Origin of the sequence: Streptomyces sp. NPDC051041 (assembly GCF_044456065.1) — a bacterium.
Lineage (GTDB): Bacteria > Actinomycetota > Actinomycetes > Streptomycetales > Streptomycetaceae > Streptomyces > Streptomyces glaucus.
This window is the reverse complement of the sequence record NZ_JBITFM010000007.1, coordinates 132865-149845: the sequence shown is the minus strand read 5'-3', so window position 1 is coordinate 149845 and position 16981 is coordinate 132865. Positions and strand designations below refer to the sequence as shown.

Sequence of the window (16981 nt, the reverse complement as noted above, 5' to 3'; positions counted from 1 at the left end):
TATCGTGGCGGCCGGCCTCCGCAGCTTCCCGGTGCGCCTCGTCGATGCACACGGTGAGGTCCCACCGGCGTGCCGGTGGGACCTCACTGCTCTGTTCGGCTCGCACCTGCCCGTAAGACGTCGTTTCAATTGGTGAGTCGGCGGTAACCGATGAGGGCTGCAGCGATGCCGACGAAGGCCAGGAAGTGCTCGGCCTTTCGTTCGTAACGGCGGTGCAGTCCTCGGCATCCAATCAGCCAGGAGACCGTTCGCTCGACGACCCAGCGGTGTCGGCCGAGCCGCGCGGAGGACTCGACGCCCTTGCGGGCGATGCGGTGGCGGATACGACGCTCGCGAAGCCATGTCCGCAGGTGGTCGTAATCGTATCCCTTGTCTGCAGGGAGCTTGGCCGGACGCAGGCGGCGGGACATTCGGCACACGATCCCGGAGAAGACCGACAGCCAGGCCGCCCGCCTGCGCAAGGGCTCACGCGGCGGACGACCGCCCGGCTTCGACGAAGACCGCTACAGGAAGCGCAACACCGTCGAGCGGGCGATCAACCGCCTGAAGCAGTCCCGGGCAGTCGCCACCCGCTATGACAAGCGCGGCTACGTCTTCCTCGGCACCGCCACAGCAGCAGCCCTTGTCATCCGGCTGCGAGCTCGATCGCCCGGACAAGTCCTAGTCAATCAGGTAGTGGGCTCCCGCGTAGGCGACGGCGGAGCGCTTCCCGGACAGGGTTGGTCACCTCGGCTTTGGCCTTCCGTCAGTACGAGATCCGCTAGGAGGGGCAGGTGCTCCGGCGCCACACCGGCGATCTCCTCAAGCATGTGCTCCCACGGGCCCGAGCGCAGCGCCTCGATCAGCACCAGGCGCCCCTTCGGGCAGGGGCCGAGCGTCTGGGCGATCGCTGCGAGCGCCTTGCTACGGTGCTCGGGTTCGGTGAGGGCGTCCGCCAAGGCACGGCCCGCCGAGCGGGCACCCGCCCGGCAGAGCGCCTTGACGACGGCCGGGGTGGCCGCCTCACGCACGACAGGGTGGCTGATCTCCTCCAGCAGCGCGGCGGCACGGGCGACGTCCCCCGTAGCTGCGACGCCCGCCGCAAGGTAGCCGATGGCGTGCTCGTCTCCTTGCCAGTCGGTGATTTGCTCTGCTGCGGCCAGATCACCGGCGGCCACAAGCTTTTCCACGACACCGGTGAGGATATCGTCGACCCCGTCCTCCGGCAGGCCAGCCTCCAGATCGAGCACCGCGTCGATATCGCCCGCCGCGAGAAGCGCACCGGCGGCGGCGTACGTGTACCAGCGCCGTTGGTAGGGGCTGTCGGCGGTGTCCGCCAGGCCCAGGATCTCCTGAACCACCTCTGCCGCTCTGCCCGGTTTTCCGATACGGCCCAATGCCTCGGCCACCCGTCGCAGGCCCTCGGCGTGCTCGGCGCGATCTGCCAGGATTCGGCAATCGTGGAGTACACGGTGGAAGAGCGCGTCACCTTCCTCGGGGCGGCCCGTGTGGTGCAAACCTTCGGCTACCCCCACGAGGTCGAGGATGCGTGCATAACTGTCGGACGCGTCGACGGCCTGTTCGGCACGGTGGATGAGGCGGGCTGCGTCGCCCCTCTGCCCGGACCGGTGAGCCACGACAGCCAGGTCGATGAGGGTGTGCACTCTGGGCTCTCGTCCTCTGCGCACCATGCTGGTCGTCCGCTTGAGTACTGCGTGGGCGTGTTCTTCCTGGCCTGCCCGCAGCAGGAAGTCGGCGGTTTCCGTCGACAGAGTCACCCGCCAGTGGAGGTAGGGCACCTTGTCGGTGGCGGCACGGGCTTGCTGAGCCAGGTACACCGTCCGCTGCGGGTCACAAAACCTTGCCGTCATTTTGCCGATGGTGTTGAGGACGCGCGCTCGGTAGATGGGTTCCGTGATCCGTTCGGCCAGTTCCAGGGCTCGGTCGAGGTCACCGGCTTCCGCGGCCGCGATGCCGATTTCGACTAGCCCGTCCTCCGGGTCGTCCAGGAAACGGCTGACCAAGTCGATCGCCTGCTGGTGGTGCCCGGTCGCCTGCAGGCCCGCAGCGACGTGGGGGTACACCCAGTCATCGCCTTCGGGGTCATCGATGTCCGCCGCCAGCCGGGCCGACGTCACGGCGAACTCGGCGGCCTGCGCGGCCAGCGCCGGCGCCGTGGACATCCCCCGGGCGAACAGGGCGAGGTACTGCGCACGCCGGACCATGTCACCGGAGCAGTCCGAACGGGACATCACACACTCCTCCAGTGCCAGGGCCCGGCGGTGCTCACCGAGCCGGGAGAGCGCGGCAGCCAGCGAGGCGCCCAGGGCGCTCCGGGAGACGGTATTGGGCACCGCCATGACCGCGTCGACGGCTTCCGGCGCCCAGGAGATCGCATCGGTGCCCCGGGCCCCGGCCTCCTCCTGGGCCGCCGCGGCGCTCCTCGTCACTCCGGCCAGGGCCCCGACGGCGGCGACGAAAGATTCCGCCCTCTGCTCCGGGTCCTTGATGTGGCGGGCCGTCCGCAGGGCCTCGGCGGGCCGGCCGAAATCCGCTAGGCCCTTGGTAATGGCCGCCAGGAAGCGGTCCCGGTCCTCGGTGTTGTCCGCTCTATCGAGCAGCTTGGTCGCCTGATCCGGACGCACGGCGGCCAGGGCGCCGGCGATGGCACTCAGGGCAGCCACCCGGTCCCGCGCGTTCCGCTGCGACTCGGCCAGATGAACAGCGCGCGCCGGGTGCCCGCACCGGGCCCACAGGGCGATCAGACCGGGGGAAAGAGGCGCCGTCCGGTCATGCAGCCTGTCCCGCGCGGCGGCCAGCCTCAGTGCTGCGGACACGTCCTGGTCGCCGCGACGCCTTCCGTCCGCCAGTACCAGGGCGAAGGCGTACGACACCGCGCTGAGTGCCTGCAGGTCCGTCCCGGACGCCCCCCACAGCCGCTCCTGCCACCGGGCATCGCAGGCCAGCGTCACCAGCCTGGAAGTGTCCCTCTGTTCACGCAGCGATTCGGTGTAGCCACGCAGCAGGTACTCGGGGGTCCCCTCCGGCCACCCGGCCTGCCGGTAGGAGTCCGCCCACTGGTGCAGACGGCTGCGGTGGGCCGCCAGCTCCTGCTCCGTGACCAGTTCCGCCGCGGCGCACCGGATCTCCTCGTGCGCGAGGAGAAAGACGTGCGGACCGGCGGACGTCCAGTGCCCGGAGTGCCGGCGGAAACTGCGGCCGTTCACCGCAGACAGCTCGCGCTCGACCAGCCGCGTCGGGTGCCCGGTCAGCTCCGCGAAGTCGGGCGCGCTCAGCCCGCCTCCGGCCGCGACGGTCAGAGCGACCAGGTCCCAGCCCAACCCGCCGCCGCTTCGCAGCCGCATCAGATCCCGCTCCGCGTCCTCGCGCGCCGCGCGGGCGTGAGGGGACGGCTCCAACTGGTGGTCGATCCGCGTGCTGCGCAGCGGGTGGCCCGCGTGCACGTCCCCCGGTACCGGCGGATGCGGACGGCCTGCGACGATGATGCGCATGCCGTGCGGGGGAACGCGGGGCAACAGCGCCGCGATGCTATGGCCGTCGGGACCGGCGGTCACGCCGCGGTCCTCGTCCAGGCCGTCCACCACGAGCACGAGCCGCCGATCGCGCTCCGCGCACCGCTGTGCGGCGCGGTGCAACGCGAGCAGCATCTGCTCGTATCGCGTGGCGGGGGTGCTCAGCGGCTCCTCCTCGCCCAGCAAGGCGTACAACTGCCGCTGAACGACCTCGCAGAACGCCGCAGCGTCGTTCTGCGCGGCCATGCGGGAGGTGATGAAGAACGAGACGACGTCGACGCCGGGTGGAGGATGCAGGACGAAGTGCGCCAGAAGGGCGGACTTCCCCGCCCACGGCGGGGCAACCCAGCGCCAGTAGCCGGTGTCAGCACGGTCCGCAGGGACATCGTGCGCACAGAGGGCCGCCAGTTGAGCGAGTTCGCTGTCACGCCCCTGGAAGTCGGCGGCGGACAGGTCCTGTTCCACCTTCAGGAGATATCCGGAGACGGCGGCCCGCCCCGCGAACACCTGCACCAGGCTGTCAATCATCACGCCGCTATTGGCGAAGGCCCCGGCTCCCTCGGCGAAAGAGCCGCCCGACTTGCGCACCGCGGCGCGCCTGCGGAAGAACATCGGAGGCGCCGCTATTCCTGCCACCGGTAACCGGTATTCGCGCTACCGCCGTCCGCCCGCGCGTCACCGGTCTCCCCGACGAAGACCGCACCATCGGATGAGAAGGCAACGGCACCCGTGTTGGCATCCCCGCCGCCGGTGGCCGTAGCACGCCCGGTCCTGGACACCTGTACGGACGCACTCCCGGTCGGAGCCAGCAACCCGCAGACGCCGACCCCTAGGGCAGCCACACCGACCACTGCAGACACCGTCCCAGCCACCTGATTCGCCCGGTCCCAGCTCAGCAGCGACAGCACACCAGCAAAGACCGCTAGGACCAACACCGTCGTGACCATCACCGCGCGCCGATTACCCCGCACAGCCCCCCCTCACGCCCCGTCGAAGCAGAACCGCACCGAGCCCGGTACTGTCCACGCCGCATGCCAAGCCCCACCATACGGCCAAGCGCACATCCCCATGCGAGGAAGCTCCGGAGCGCAGCCCTGCAGCGCAACGGCACCCCGGACAGCGTGTCCGCACGGCGCACCACAAGGGCTGACAGCATCTGCCAGCACTGGGAGCCCCCTGGGACTTTTCTGGGACTTCCGGCTGCATCAAAGGGGCACGAGCCTGGAATAACCGAAAGCCCATTCGTGCAGGTCAGCGCATCGCCGCAGGTCATGGCGCTGGCTGGTCTCTTCCGGGACATCTGACCAGCAAAGCCAGGCGCTCTGCATTCAGCGTCACCCACTCTAGGCGCTACACGGAGATCCGTTGCCCCAATAGCCCCCGACCAGCCCAACAGCGCACCTGACGCACCATCAGAAAAAGCGTCAGATGAGAGTCAAGATACCCCTGAGAGCATCATTTCAGCGTCAAGATATCGCCCGTAATACATATAGCGCACATCATACGCACCCATTAAAAGTCCAGTTCAGCGGCCCTTTCCGGTGGGCTCAAGGATCGCCACGCACTCCACGTGGTGCGTCATCGGAAACAGGTCGAACGCCCGGAGCGTCCGCACCCGGTACCCCCCGTCCCGGAAGTACGCCAGGTCCCGCGCCAGCGCCGCCGGGTCGCACGCCACGTACGCGATCCGCCGCGCCCCCAGCGAGGTCAGATGCGCCACCGTCTTCCGGCCCGCGCCCGCTCGCGGCGGGTCCAGGACGATCAGGTCGACCTCGGTGATGCCGGTCCGCGGCAGGACGGACTCGACCTTGCCCTGCTCGACGCGGACCCGGTCGAAGTCGGCCAGGTTGTGCCGGGCGTCCTCCACCGCGCGCCGGGACGACTCGATGCCGAGCACCGCGCCCTTCTCGCCCAGCCGGTCGGCCAGCGCGCCCGCGAACAGGCCGACCCCGCAGTACAGGTCGAGGGCCGTCTCGCCCTTGCGCGGCAGCAGGCCCTGCATGACCGCCGTCACCAGGGTGTCCGCCGCCTTGGGGTGGACCTGCCAGAAGCCGCCGCCGCCGACCCGGTGCGTACGGCCGTCCGCGCGTTCGCGGACGAAGGGGCGGCCGTGCACGCGGTGCACACCGCCCGACTTCTCGTCGACGCGCAGCACGGACACCGGGCGGTCCAGCTCCACCAGCGGCAGGCGCGCCCCCGGCCGCGGCGTCAGGACCACCTGGCGGTCCTGCGAGCCCGTCGCCGCGATCGCCTCGACCGACTCCATGCCGGTCCAGTCCCGCTTCTCGATGCCCAGTTCGCTGACGCCGGGCGCCGCGATCAGGCAGCGGTCGATCGGCTCCACCTCGTGCGAGCGGTGCCGGCGCAGTCCCGCCCGGCCGGTCGAGGCGTCCACCGCGTACTGCACGCGCGTGCGCCACGCCGGGACCTGGCCCGCGGGCACCTTGTCGCCCTCGGCCGGCACCACCGTGCCGTCCCAGCCGGCCTCCTCGGGCGTGAGCCCGGCGAGCCGCTTCAGCTGCTCGGCGATCACCTCGCCCTTCAGCCGCCGCTGGGCGCCCGGCTTGGCGTGCTGCCAGTCGCAGCCGCCGCAGCGGCCGGGACCGGCGAACGGGCAGGGCGCCTCGACGCGGTCCTTGGAGGCTTCCAGCACCTTCACCGCGTCGGCGCGCAGGAACCGGGCCCCCTCCTCGCCCTCGGTGACGCGGGCGACGACCCGCTCACCGGGCAGCGCGTGCCGGACGAACAGCACCTGGCCGGCGGACGTACGGGCGATGCAGTGGCCGCCGTGGGCGACGGGGCCGATCTCGACCTCGTACTCCTCCCCCACCAGCGTTTTCTTCTTCTCTGACTGCATGGCGGGGTGACTCCAGATACGAGACGGGGGAACGGGGGACGACAGCCCACCAGTCTACGGTGCCGACGAGGACTCCCTCGCCGGCTCCTGGGCGGGACCGCGCCGCACCGATCCGGGCGCGTTCCACTCCTGCTCCCGGCGCGCCCGCCGCTTCGCCACCTCGGACGACTGCAGCTGGTACGGCACCGAGGTCACCATGACGCCCGGCGTGAACAGCAGCCGGCCCTTGAGGCGGAGCGCGCTCTGGTTGTGCAGCAGGTGCTCGTACCAGTGGCCGACCACGTACTCCGGGATGATCACGGACACCGCGTCGCGCGGCGACTCCTTGCGCAGGCTCTTGACGTACTCGATGACCGGCCGCGTGATCTCGCGGTACGGCGAGTCGAGGACCTTCAGGGGCACGTCGATGCCGCGCCGCTCCCACTCCTGGCGCAGCGCCTTCGTCTCCGCCGGGTCGACGTTGACGCTGAGCGCCTCCAGGGTGTCCGAGCGCAGCAGCTTGGCGTAGGCGAGCGCGCGCAGCGTCGGGCGGTGGATCTTGGAGATCAGGACGACCGAGTGGACCCGGGACGGCCGGACGATGTCGTCGCTCGGGCCCTCCGGAGCCGCGATCTCCTCGGCGACGCGGTCGTAGTGCCGGCGGATCGCCGTCATCGTCGCGTAGAAGATCACCATGCCGAGCAGCGCGACCCAGGCGCCGTGCGAGAACTTGGTGACGAGGACGACCACCAGCACCAGGCCGGTGAAGAAGGCCCCGAAGGCGTTGATGGCGCGCGAGCGGACCATGTGGCGGCGCCGGGCCGGGTCCTTCTCGCCGGCCAGGTGGCGGTTCCAGTGCCTGACCATGCCGGTCTGGCTGAGCGTGAAGGACACGAACACGCCGACGATGTACAGCTGGATCAGGCGGGTGGAGTCGGCGCCGTAGATCCACACCAGGAGCACGGCCGCGCCGGCCAGCAGCACGATGCCGTTGGAGAAGGCGAGGCGGTCGCCGCGGGTGTGCAGCTGGCGCGGCAGGTAGCGGTCCTGGGCGAGGATCGAGCCGAGCAGCGGGAAGCCGTTGTACGCCGTGTTCGCGGCGAGGAACAGCACCAGCGCGGTGGCCGCGGCCAGCACCATGAACAGGAGGCTGCCGTGGCCGAAGACGGCCTCGGCGACCTGGGAGATCACCGGGTCCTGCACGTAGTCCGGGCCGACCGGGGTGCCGTCGTGGACCAGGTCGACGGCCGGGTTCTCGGCCATGCGGACGTCGCTGGCCATGGCCAGGCCGATGATGCCGCAGAACATGGTGACGGCGAGCAGGCCCATCAGCGCGAGCGTGGTCGCCGCGTTCCTCGACTTGGGCTTGCGGAAGGCCGGGACGCCGTTGGAGATCGCCTCGACGCCGGTGAGCGCGGCGCAGCCGGAGGAGAAGGCGCGCAGCAGCAGGAAGAGCAGGGCGAAGCCGGCCAGGCCCTGGTGTTCGGGCTTGATCTGGTAGTCCGCTGTCGGCGCCCGCATCTCGTCGCCCAGCACCAGTCCGCGGAACGCGCCCCAGGCGATCATGGTGAAGACGCCCGCGACGAACACGTACGTCGGGATGGCGAAGAGGGTGCCCGACTCCTTCACGCCCCGCAGGTTCATCAGCGTCAGCAGCACGATCACGGCGATCGCGCAGAACACCTTGTGCTCGACGACGAACGGGACGGCCGAGCCCAGGTTCTCGATGCCGGAGGAGATCGAGACGGCGACGGTCAGGACGTAGTCGACGAGCAGCGCGCTGGCGACCGTCAGGCCCGCCTTGGGACCGAGGTTGGTGGTCGCCACCTCGTAGTCGCCGCCGCCGCTCGGGTAGGCGTGCACGTTCTGCCGGTAGGAGGCCACCACGGTGAACATCAGCACCACGACCGCGACCGCGATCCAGGGGCTGAAGTGGTACGCCGACACACCCGCGATCGAGAGGACCAGGAGCACCTCGCCGGGCGCGTACGCCACGGAGGACAGCGGGTCGGAGGCGAAGACAGGGAGTGCGATGCGCTTCGGCAGGAGGGTCTCCCCCAGCCGGTCACTGCGCAGTGCGCGCCCGATGAGGATCCGTTTGGGCACGTCGGTCAGTTTGGACACAACAGAGGATCGTAAGCCTTTGAACGGGGGACCGCCCACTTGCCGCCCCGGACCCCCTCGCCGTCTGCCCTCCGGGTGAGACCGGCGGTCGGTCCGCCCGCGGATTGCGCAGGTCGCGGCGTTGCCATGCCTGTATGACGAAACCCGCCCGGCCTTCCTGCCGGTGCCGCCCCCGGAGGCCTCGTGCACACGACCGCGGAACCGGTCGGCGCCGCGGCCGCCCTGGTGGCCCCGGGATCCGACGGTGAGCGTGCGCGGCACCGGGCGGAGATGAGAGGCGCCCCGGGGAGCCGGGGCGCGTGGGGGTGCGCGGGGGGAGCCCGCCCGCGCCCGGCCGACGGGGCCGCCACCGTGCGTCGCCGTGTCGTTCCTCACGCTTCCCGGATCCCGCCCGTGACGGCGGGCGGCCCCCGGCGGCCGGTGCCCCGGACCCCGCCTCCGACGGCGATCCCCCGCGGTCGATGCCTCCGGGCCGCGGTCGCGGCCCCCCGGCCGCTCCCCCGGCGGGGCCGATACGTTGGAGAGGGGCGGGCGGACGCGGCACCGGCCCCGGAGGGCATCGCCGTCGGTGTTCACCGGCATGATGTTGCCTGGCGGCCCGCTTGCAGGCCGCGACGGTTGCCCGGCGAGCCGAAAGAGAGACATGAGCACGACATTTGCAAAGGTCAGAGGGCCTGCAGGAAGCGCGGTGTGACGCGATGCACATTGTCATCATGGGGTGTGGAAGGGTGGGTTCCGCTCTTGCCCAGACCCTGGAGCAACAGGGGCACACGGTCGCCGTGATCGACCGGGACCCCACCGCCTTCCGCCGTCTGGGCTCCTCGTTCGGCGGCCGCCGGGTCACCGGGATCGGCTTCGACCAGGACACCCTGCGCGAGGCGGGCATCGAGGAGGCGGGCGCCTTCGCCGCCGTCTCCAGCGGGGACAACTCCAACATCATCGCCGCGCGCGTGGCCCGGGAGATGTTCGGCGTCGAGAACGTCGCCGCCCGCATCTACGATCCCCGGCGCGCGGAGGTGTACCAGCGCCTGGGCATCCCCACCGTCGCCACCGTCCGCTGGACGGCCGACCAGATGCTGCGCCGGCTGCTCCCCTCGGGCGCCGAGCCGCTGTGGCGCGACCCGACCGGCGGCGTCCAGCTCGCCGAGGTGCACGCGTCCACCTCCTGGGTGGGCCACAAGATCAGCAGACTCCAGGAGGAGACGGGCGTCCGCGTGGCGTTCCTGACCCGGCTCGGCGAGGCGGTCCTGCCCACCTCGCAGACGGTGCTGCAGGAAGGCGACCTGGTGCACGTGATGATGCGCACCGACGAGGTCGACAAGGTCGAGGCGGCGTTCGCCAAGGGTCCCGAAGAGGAGGGCGGTCACTGATGAGGGTCGCCATTGCCGGAGCCGGCGCCGTCGGCCGCTCGATCGCGGGCGAACTGCTGGAGAACGGCCACGAGGTCCTGCTCATCGACAAGGCGCCGACCGCCATCTCGGTCGAGCGCGTCCCGCGGGCGGAGTGGCTGCTCGCCGACGCCTGCGAGATCACGTCCCTGGACGAGGCGGCGCTCCAGCGCTGCAACGTCGTGATCGCCGCGACGGGCGACGACAAGGTGAACCTGGTCGTCTCGCTGCTGGCGAAGACGGAGTACGGCGTGCCGCGCGTCGTCGCCCGGGTCAACAACCCCAAGAACGAGTGGCTGTTCAACGAGGCCTGGGGCGTGGACGTCGCCGTCTCCACGCCGCGCCTGATGTCGGCCCTGGTCGAGGAGGCGGTGAGCGTCGGCGACCTGGTCCGGCTGCTGCGCTTCAGCCACGGCGACGCCAACCTCGTCGAGCTGACCCTGCCGGAGGAGTCGGCCCTGGCCGGCACCCAGGTCGGTGATGTGGAGTGGCCCGAGGACACCTCCCTGGTCACCATCATCCGCGGCACCCGCGTCCTCACCCCGTCCCGGGACGACTCCCTGGAGGCGGGCGACGAGCTGCTGTTCGTGGCCGCACAGGCCCGCGAGGAGCAGCTGGAGGACCTGCTCTCGGTGCGCAAGGACCCGGCGGGCTGAGCCCGCCGAGGTGACGGCATCCTCCTGAGAGGCCGGGGACGCCCGGGAACACGGGGGCGCCCCGGCGGCCGGCCGCCGGGGCGCCCCCGTTGCGGAGAGCCTGCCGCCCTCCGTCACGCCTTGCGGTGCCGGCCCGGGGAATCCGCCGTGTCCGCCGCGTCGTCCGCGCCGTCGGACTGCTCGGCCGTGCCCGGGTGCTCCCGCTCCTGCCGCTCGGCCCGCTCCGCCGCCTCCATCTCGGCGAACACGTCGATCGGCGCCGGCGCCTTCGCCAGGAACAGCCAGGTCAGCCAGACGGCGAGCAGGAACGGCGGGATCTTCAGGGCGACGAGGACCCAGCCGAGCTGGGTGGTGTCCGCCCACCAGTACAGCGGGAAGAGGATCGCGCACTTGCCGAGCAGGATCAGGCCCCAGGCGTAGCTGGCCTTCGCGTACGCCTTCTTGCGGCCGGGGTTGCGGGTGCGCCAGGAGAGGTTCTCCTTGAAGACCGGGCCGAGGATCAGTCCGATCAGCGGCACACCGCACAGCGTCGTGACGATGTACGCCAGCCCCAGGCCCAGCGTGTAGAGCATGCCGGGCAGGTAGAAGTCCTTGGCGTTGCCGGTCATCATCGCGAAGACCACGCCGAAGGCGACGCCGAAGACACCGCTGAAGGCGTGCTTGACGGTGTCCCTCATCGCCAGCCGGACCGCGACCAGCACCAGCGACACGGCCAGCGCCGCGATCGCCGACAGGTGCAGGTCCTTGTTGATCGTGTAGACGGTGACGAAGAGAAGGCCGGGCAGCACCGTCTCGATCATGCCCCGCACTCCGCCGAACGCCTCGAAGAGCGCGGCCTCCGTCACCGCCCGGGCGTCCTCCGCTTGAGTGTCTTCGGTCGGCCTGTCGAGCGACGTCACCGGCTACTCCCGTCCGAGGGGTCTCAGTTCGTATTTCGGGTTGAACAGCACCCGGCGGCCCCGGCTCATCGAGATCCGGCCCGATGCGATCAGCTTGCGCCCCGGCTCTATCCCCACGATGGAACGCCGGCCGAGCCACACCACGTCCAGGGCGGCGGAGCCGTCGAACAGCTCGGCCTCCAGAGCGGGGACGCCCGCGCGCGGTCGCAGGGTGACCGTGCGCAAGGTACCAGTAACCGTCACGATCTGCCGGTCCCGGCAGTCGCCTATCCGCGTGCAGCCGGCGATGTCGGCGTCCTCCCGCAGTTCCTCCGACTCCAGGTCCTCCTGCGACGAGGAGAGCCGGTCGAACATGCGCCGGAACCGGCCCACCGGCTTGCCGGAACGAGGAACAGCACTCATATCTGAAGAGTACCGGGGGCCGCCGACAGCCACGTACCCCCTGGACCCACCCGCCCGGACCGACCGCTCCCGGCCGTCCCCGGGACCCCGGCGACATCGGCGGCGCCCCGTCCAGCGGCCCGGGAGCCGCGGCCGCTCACCGACGTCGGTGCCGTACAGGTCCTGGCCATGGCCCTGTCGTACGACGCCTTGTCCTCCAGGAGGGCGAAGATGCCGACGGCGGCCTCCGTCGTCGACGGCTCCCAGTTGCCGTCGGAGCGGGAGCCGTTGATCACCTCGGGCAGGTGGACGGTGCGGAGCATGGTGGCGAAGCGGCCGGCGTTCGCCCAGGTCCTCGGGTACGGGTACGTGATGATCCCGGCGGCCTTGGACCAGGAGGAGCCGGCCCAGCCGGTCCGCAGGGGCGCGTTGCTGCCGGTGCGGTCCCGGACCACGGCGGACCAGGCGTCCATCAGCTCGACGGCCTTCCGCGCGTGCCGTTCGTCGCGGGTGATGTACCAGGCGAGGGCGTGGGTGTAGGCCGCGATCGCGTCCTCGCGCTCGTCGGTGCGGCCGTTGCCGGGGTTCGAGTACGAGCCGCACTCGACGATCGCGCGAGGCTCCGGGACGCGGTTCGGATCGGCGTACCCGCTCGCCGTCATCCGGTCGAAGGCGCCCTTCCAGGGCTGGGCGCCGGCGATCACCCGGCCGCTGGCGAAGTCCAGCCGTCCCTTGGAGACGGTGACGCCGGGGTGCGCGAAGGCGCCGGGTGCGGCCTCGGCGCGGCCGGATCCGGGACGGAGGAGGAGACCGCCGACCAGTGCCGTGGCCGGGACACGGACCGATGGACGGTCAAGGGCTCCCGCGCGAATCGACGGGCCGATGCCCCGGTGACGGCACCGGGCCCGGGCCGGCGGAACTGACACATGCCGGCCGGACTCCCCGCTCCCCGGGCGGGACGATCGGCCGGTGCCCCGGACCACCACACGGACGGTCGACGAGCCCGTACGTCCGTCCACCGTCCGTCCGCGCACGGGGGACGGACGGCGGCGGATCCGCCGGTGCCCGCCGACGGGTCCGCGCATCCGCACACGGCGAAGGGCCGCGCCCCTCGCGGGAACGCGGCCCTGACGCGTCTCCTCCGGCCCGGTTCCTACCGGACCTCCGTGATCTCCGGTCCGCGCTGCAGCTGGCCCATGCCGCCGGCGAAGCGGGAGCCGGTCTCCTCCTGCTGGACGCCCTCGGGAACCATCTGCGCGTCGTTCGGCAGCTTGAGGACGATCGGGTCGCGCGGCGCCATCGGACCGTCGCCGCGGACCACGACGGTGTCCCGGAAGATCTGCTCCAGCAGCCCCGCGGCCTGCGGCTGCACCGCGCCCTGGCCCGAGATCACCCCGCGCAGGAACCAGCGGGGCCCGTCCACGCCGACGAACCGCACGACCTGGAAGCCGCCCGTGCCGTCCGGCAGCTGCACCGGCACCTGGGCCCGCAGCTCCCAGCCCAGCGGACCCTCGACCTCGTCGACGATGCCGCCCTGCTGGGTGATCCCGGCCGCGATCTCCTCGCGCACCTCGCTCCAGATGCCCTCGCGCTTGGGCGCGGCGAAGGCCTGCAGCTGGATGGCGCTGTCGCGCAGCACGACGGTCGCCGCGACGATCGCGTCGCCCGCGACCTCCACCCGCAGCTCCATGCCCTCGACGCCCGGCACGAACAATCCGCCCAGGTCGACGCGGCCCTCGCCGGGGTTGCGCACCTCGGAGCTGTCCCAGGGCCCGTCGGGCCGCGGCTCGGGTTCGAGCCTCACCCGCTCGGCCTCGCCGTCCGCCTCAGTGTCGACGCTGTCGACGACCTGCTCGGCCTCGCCGGCCGCGCCCTCGGCGGCATCCTTCTTCTTGCGACGTCCGAACACGTCACTGTCCTTCCCGGTCGGATACGACCGAAGCGTATCGATTCCCACCCGTCGTGCCGCCCACGGCGGCCTGACCGCTTGTGCCGCTTGCGTCGCCCACCGCGGCGTGGCCGCCGGTGGACCCGAAGCCCCCCTCGGCCCGCACCGAGCCGGGAAGCTCCGCGACCTCCTGGAAGCGGACCCTCTCGACCTGCTGGACGACCAGTTGGGCAATCCGGTCGAAGCGCTCGAACCGCACGGGCTCGCGCGGGTCGAGATTCACCACGATCACCTTGATCTCCCCACGGTACCCGGCATCAACCGTCCCCGGGGCATTCACGAGGGCGACACCGCAACGGGCGGCGAGACCGGAGCGCGGATGCACGAAGGCCGCGTACCCCTCCGGGAGCGCCACGCACACGCCCGTGGGCAGGACGGCCCGCTCCCCGGGCGCCAGTTCGCACGCCTCGGTGGTGCGCAGATCGGCCCCCGCGTCACCGGGATGCGCGTACGTCGGAAGCGGTACGTCCGGATCGACACGCCGGATCAGCACGTCCACGGGGCCCCGGCTCACGGGTTCACCTCGAAGGCGCGGGCACGGCGGACCTGGTCCGGATCGTTCATGGCGGCCCGGATCTCCTCCTCGCGGCCGTGGTCGACGAAGTGGTCGACCTTCACCTCGACGAAGAGGGCGTCGGCACGGACGGCGACGGGCCCGTCGGGACCGCCGATCCGCCCGGTCGCGGTGGAGTAGATCTTCCGGCCCGCGACCGCGGTCACCTCGGCCTCCAGATGCAGTGTCGCGCCGACCGGCACGGGCGATATGAAATCGGTCTCCAGCCGCCCGGTCACCGCGATCGTCCGCAGCAGCCAGTTCAGCGAGCCGAGGGCCTCGTCCAGAGCGGCGGCGAGCACCCCGCCGTGCGCGAGGCCGGGAGCGCCCTGATGGGCGGGCTGCACGGTGAACTCGGCGGTCAGGGACACGCCCTCGCCGGCCCGCGCCGCCAGGTGCAGCCCGTGCGGCTGCCCGCCGCCACACCCGAAACACCCGTCGTAGTGCGCACCCAGCAGCTCACCGGGCGCGGGAGCGTCGGGGTGCCGCACCGGTTCCACGGCATCGGCGGGAGGCTGAAGAGCTGCGGAAGTACCACTCACAGGCGCAGACCTTACCGGCCCGCCCGTCACCCACCACCGCCCCACCGGACAGCGCTCCGCGCCGACCCCTGCCCCCGCCCGTCACCCACCACCGCCCCACCGGACAGCGCTCCGCGCCGACCGGCCCGGCTCCGGCGCGAGCCGGACACCGTGCCAAGCTTGGCTTCATGCAGCTCTCCGCCGCCCCGTACGAAGAACGCCTCACCGCCCCGCGCTCCTGGTGGATCGTCTCGTTCCTGGCCGGGGTCTCCCTGGGCCTGATCCTGCTCCCCTTCGGCACGCTGCCGATGCTGGGCGGGCTGGCCGGCGGCGCGGCCGCCGCCGCGGTCGTCGTCAGCTCCTACGGCTCGGTCCGCATCCGGGTCGTGGGCGATTCGCTGATCGCGGGCGACGCCCGGATCCCGGTCACGGCGCTGGGCGAGGCCCGGGCACTGGACGCCGAGGAGGCGCGCGCCTGGCGCACGCACAAGGCGGACACCCGGGCTTTCCTGCTGCTGCGCGCCTACATCCCCACGGCCCTGCGCGTCGAGGTCACCGACCCGGACGATCCGACGCCGTACCTCTACCTGTCGACCCGCGAGCCGGAGCGGCTGGCGCAGGCGCTGAAGGCGGCGCGGACAGCGCGGACGGCGCAGTAGCGCGGCCGACGGCAGGGCTCAGCGTCCGTCTCCCCCGCGGTGCTAGGGGTTCTCGGGACGCTCCCCGATCTCCAGCGCGTCCGCCGGGCGTTCCAGGCCCGGAAGGCCGTCGAGCGCCTCCCACGGCACCTGCATCCTGCGCAGGTCCTCCCGGACGCGGGCGGCGAGTCTCCTGGTGTCCCGCCGGTTCATGACCGCCCCCACGGTCGCGCCCACCAGGAACGGCATCAGGTTCGGCAGGTTGCGCACCATCCGCTTCATGATCTGCTGGCGCAGCTGGCGCTTCACATGGCCGTTCATCGCCGTGCCCAGCGTCGACGGCTTGGTCACGTCGATCCCGCGCTCGTCCGACCAGGCGTTCAGATACGCGGTGCTGCGCTGCTTGAGGTTGCCGGGCGGTCGCGCGCCGTACACCTCGTGGAGTTCGGCGATCAGCTTCAGCTCGATCGCCGCGACCCCGGTGATCTCGGCGGCCAGTTCCGCGGGCATCGCGGGCGGTACGGGCAGCATCGCCGCGGCCCCGATGCCCGCTCCGACCGTCGCCGTCGCCGTGGCGGCGCCCGCCACGAGCTTGTCGGCGAGTTCCTCGGGCCCGAGACCGGGGAACTGCCTGCGGAGCGTCGCCAGGTCCCGTACGGGGACCCGCGGGGCGAGGTCGATGATCCGGTCGGCGAGGTGCCCGAGGCCCGCCCGGGCGCGGTCGCCGCCCTTGCGGACGCCCCGCCTGGTCAGGTCCCGGATCACCGCCGTCCGGCGTCGGGCGACGGGCTCGGGGACCTCCGCGGGCGCCGGGAGGTCGCTCCGGCCGGCCGCCGGTCCGAGCGAGGCCGCTCCGGTGTCGGTTGAGCCTCGCCCGTCGTCACGCGTGCCGTGCGGGCCGTCGGACGGCCCTTGGTCCGCTCCCCTGGAGAAGCGGCGCTTCCAAGGAGGGGTCGAGCCAGTCACGGCCGACCCGCCCTCAGTCGCAGTCGCGGCAGATGGGCTGGCCGTTCTTCTCCCGGGCCAGCTGGCTGCGGTGGTGCACCAGGAAGCAGCTCATGCATGTGAACTCGTCCTGCTGCTTCGGCAGCACCCGGACGGCCAGCTCCTCGTTCGAGAGATCGGCGCCGGGCAGTTCGAGGCCCTCGGCGGCCTCGAACTCGTCGACGTCCACGGAGGAGGCCGACTTGTCGTTCCGCCGGGCCTTCAGTTCTTCGAGGCTGTCCGAGTCGACGTCGTCGTCGGTCTTGCGTGGAGTGTCGTAATCGGTTGCCATGTCGCTCTCCCCCTCTGGGTGTCTGCGGTGTCTCCAGCGCACGTAACGCGTGAGAGGCCGGACTTGTGCCCGACCCGAGGCGGAGATTTTGCCTCACATCAAGGTCTGTTACTCAATCGACACCCAACCGGACCCCCCAGGGGTGATCGGCTTGGATGGCGATGGGGACCGTACACGGTCCGAATGCCGCACTTCAAAGGCGTCTCACCGTGTACTTCCCGTGATCAGGACCCCTGAAAACCAGGATTT

The 16981-nt window shown here is 71.5% G+C and carries 13 protein-coding genes and 3 pseudogenes; 4 read left to right on the top strand and 12 right to left on the bottom strand.

Features of this window, described 5'->3' with window-relative positions; translation table 11 throughout:
• Positions 1-125: 125 nt before the first annotated feature.
• Positions 126-416: pseudogene (locus tag ACIBAI_RS14755) on the bottom strand (transposase); the annotation flags it as partial.
• On the opposite strand from ACIBAI_RS14755, the pseudogene ACIBAI_RS14750 reads away from it, so the two are divergent.
• Positions 394-582: pseudogene (locus tag ACIBAI_RS14750) on the top strand (IS5/IS1182 family transposase); the annotation flags it as partial. The pseudogenes ACIBAI_RS14755 and ACIBAI_RS14750 sit on opposite strands and share 23 nt — an antisense overlap.
• An 86-nt stretch (positions 583-668) precedes the next feature.
• Here ACIBAI_RS14750 and ACIBAI_RS14745 read toward each other — a convergent pair.
• From ACIBAI_RS14745 to ACIBAI_RS14735, 3 genes are all read right to left on the bottom strand, one after another.
• Complete coding sequence (locus ACIBAI_RS14745; protein WP_399034177.1) at positions 669-4124, bottom strand: hypothetical protein; 3456 nt, start codon at positions 4122-4124, stop codon at positions 669-671.
• Between the two features lie 913 nt (positions 4125-5037).
• Positions 5038-6369: a class I SAM-dependent RNA methyltransferase gene (locus ACIBAI_RS14740; RefSeq protein ID WP_399034175.1), complete on the bottom strand. Its 1332-nt coding sequence runs from the start codon at positions 6367-6369 to the stop codon at positions 5038-5040.
• Between the two features lie 54 nt (positions 6370-6423).
• On the bottom strand, positions 6424-8472 hold the full coding sequence (locus ACIBAI_RS14735) for an APC family permease (RefSeq protein WP_399034173.1): 2049 nt from the start codon (positions 8470-8472) through the stop codon (positions 6424-6426).
• Between the two features lie 698 nt (positions 8473-9170).
• Between ACIBAI_RS14735 and ACIBAI_RS14730 the strand changes: the two genes are divergently transcribed.
• Together ACIBAI_RS14730 and ACIBAI_RS14725 are read left to right on the top strand one after the other, a co-directional pair.
• Entirely contained in the window at positions 9171-9842 is a 672-nt protein-coding gene (locus ACIBAI_RS14730) for a potassium channel family protein (protein ID WP_399034171.1), read from the top strand.
• Positions 9842-10516 (top strand): potassium channel family protein, encoded by a 675-nt coding sequence (locus tag ACIBAI_RS14725; RefSeq protein ID WP_399034169.1) that lies wholly within the window; start codon positions 9842-9844, stop codon positions 10514-10516. Before ACIBAI_RS14730 ends, ACIBAI_RS14725 begins: the two co-directional genes overlap by 1 nt.
• A gap of 113 nt (positions 10517-10629) precedes the next feature.
• Here ACIBAI_RS14725 and ACIBAI_RS14720 read toward each other — a convergent pair whose 3' ends face one another.
• From ACIBAI_RS14720 to ACIBAI_RS14695, 6 genes and pseudogenes are all read right to left on the bottom strand, one after another.
• Positions 10630-11415, bottom strand: coding sequence for a DUF3159 domain-containing protein (locus ACIBAI_RS14720; protein ID WP_399034168.1), 786 nt, complete (start codon positions 11413-11415; stop codon positions 10630-10632).
• 3 nt (positions 11416-11418) lie between these two features.
• Complete coding sequence (locus ACIBAI_RS14715) at positions 11419-11817, bottom strand: OB-fold nucleic acid binding domain-containing protein (RefSeq protein ID WP_399034167.1); 399 nt, start codon at positions 11815-11817, stop codon at positions 11419-11421.
• 161 nt (positions 11818-11978) lie between these two features.
• Positions 11979-12680: pseudogene (locus ACIBAI_RS14710) on the bottom strand (alginate lyase family protein); the annotation flags it as partial.
• Between the two features lie 269 nt (positions 12681-12949).
• Entirely contained in the window at positions 12950-13705 is a 756-nt protein-coding gene (locus tag ACIBAI_RS14705) for a DUF3710 domain-containing protein (RefSeq protein ID WP_399034166.1), read from the bottom strand.
• Position 13706: 1 nt separating this feature from the next.
• On the bottom strand, positions 13707-14258 hold the full coding sequence (dut, locus tag ACIBAI_RS14700) for a dUTP diphosphatase (RefSeq protein ID WP_399034164.1): 552 nt from the start codon (positions 14256-14258) through the stop codon (positions 13707-13709).
• Positions 14255-14839 (bottom strand): PaaI family thioesterase, encoded by a 585-nt coding sequence (locus ACIBAI_RS14695; protein WP_399034163.1) that lies wholly within the window; start codon positions 14837-14839, stop codon positions 14255-14257. Before ACIBAI_RS14695 ends, dut begins: the two co-directional genes overlap by 4 nt.
• 167 nt (positions 14840-15006) lie before the next feature.
• Between ACIBAI_RS14695 and ACIBAI_RS14690 the strand changes: the two genes are divergently transcribed.
• On the top strand, positions 15007-15477 hold the full coding sequence (locus tag ACIBAI_RS14690) for a DUF3093 domain-containing protein (protein WP_399034161.1): 471 nt from the start codon (positions 15007-15009) through the stop codon (positions 15475-15477).
• A 42-nt stretch (positions 15478-15519) separates the two neighbouring features.
• On the opposite strand, the gene ACIBAI_RS14685 is transcribed toward ACIBAI_RS14690, so the two are convergent.
• The gene (locus tag ACIBAI_RS14685; RefSeq protein WP_399034159.1) at positions 15520-16422 is read right to left on the bottom strand and encodes a hypothetical protein; all 903 of its coding nucleotides are present in this window, start codon (positions 16420-16422) and stop codon (positions 15520-15522) included.
• Between the two features lie 13 nt (positions 16423-16435).
• Positions 16436-16732 (bottom strand): DUF4193 domain-containing protein, encoded by a 297-nt coding sequence (locus tag ACIBAI_RS14680; protein ID WP_043504706.1) that lies wholly within the window; start codon positions 16730-16732, stop codon positions 16436-16438.
• Between the last annotated feature and the right edge of the window lie 249 nt (positions 16733-16981).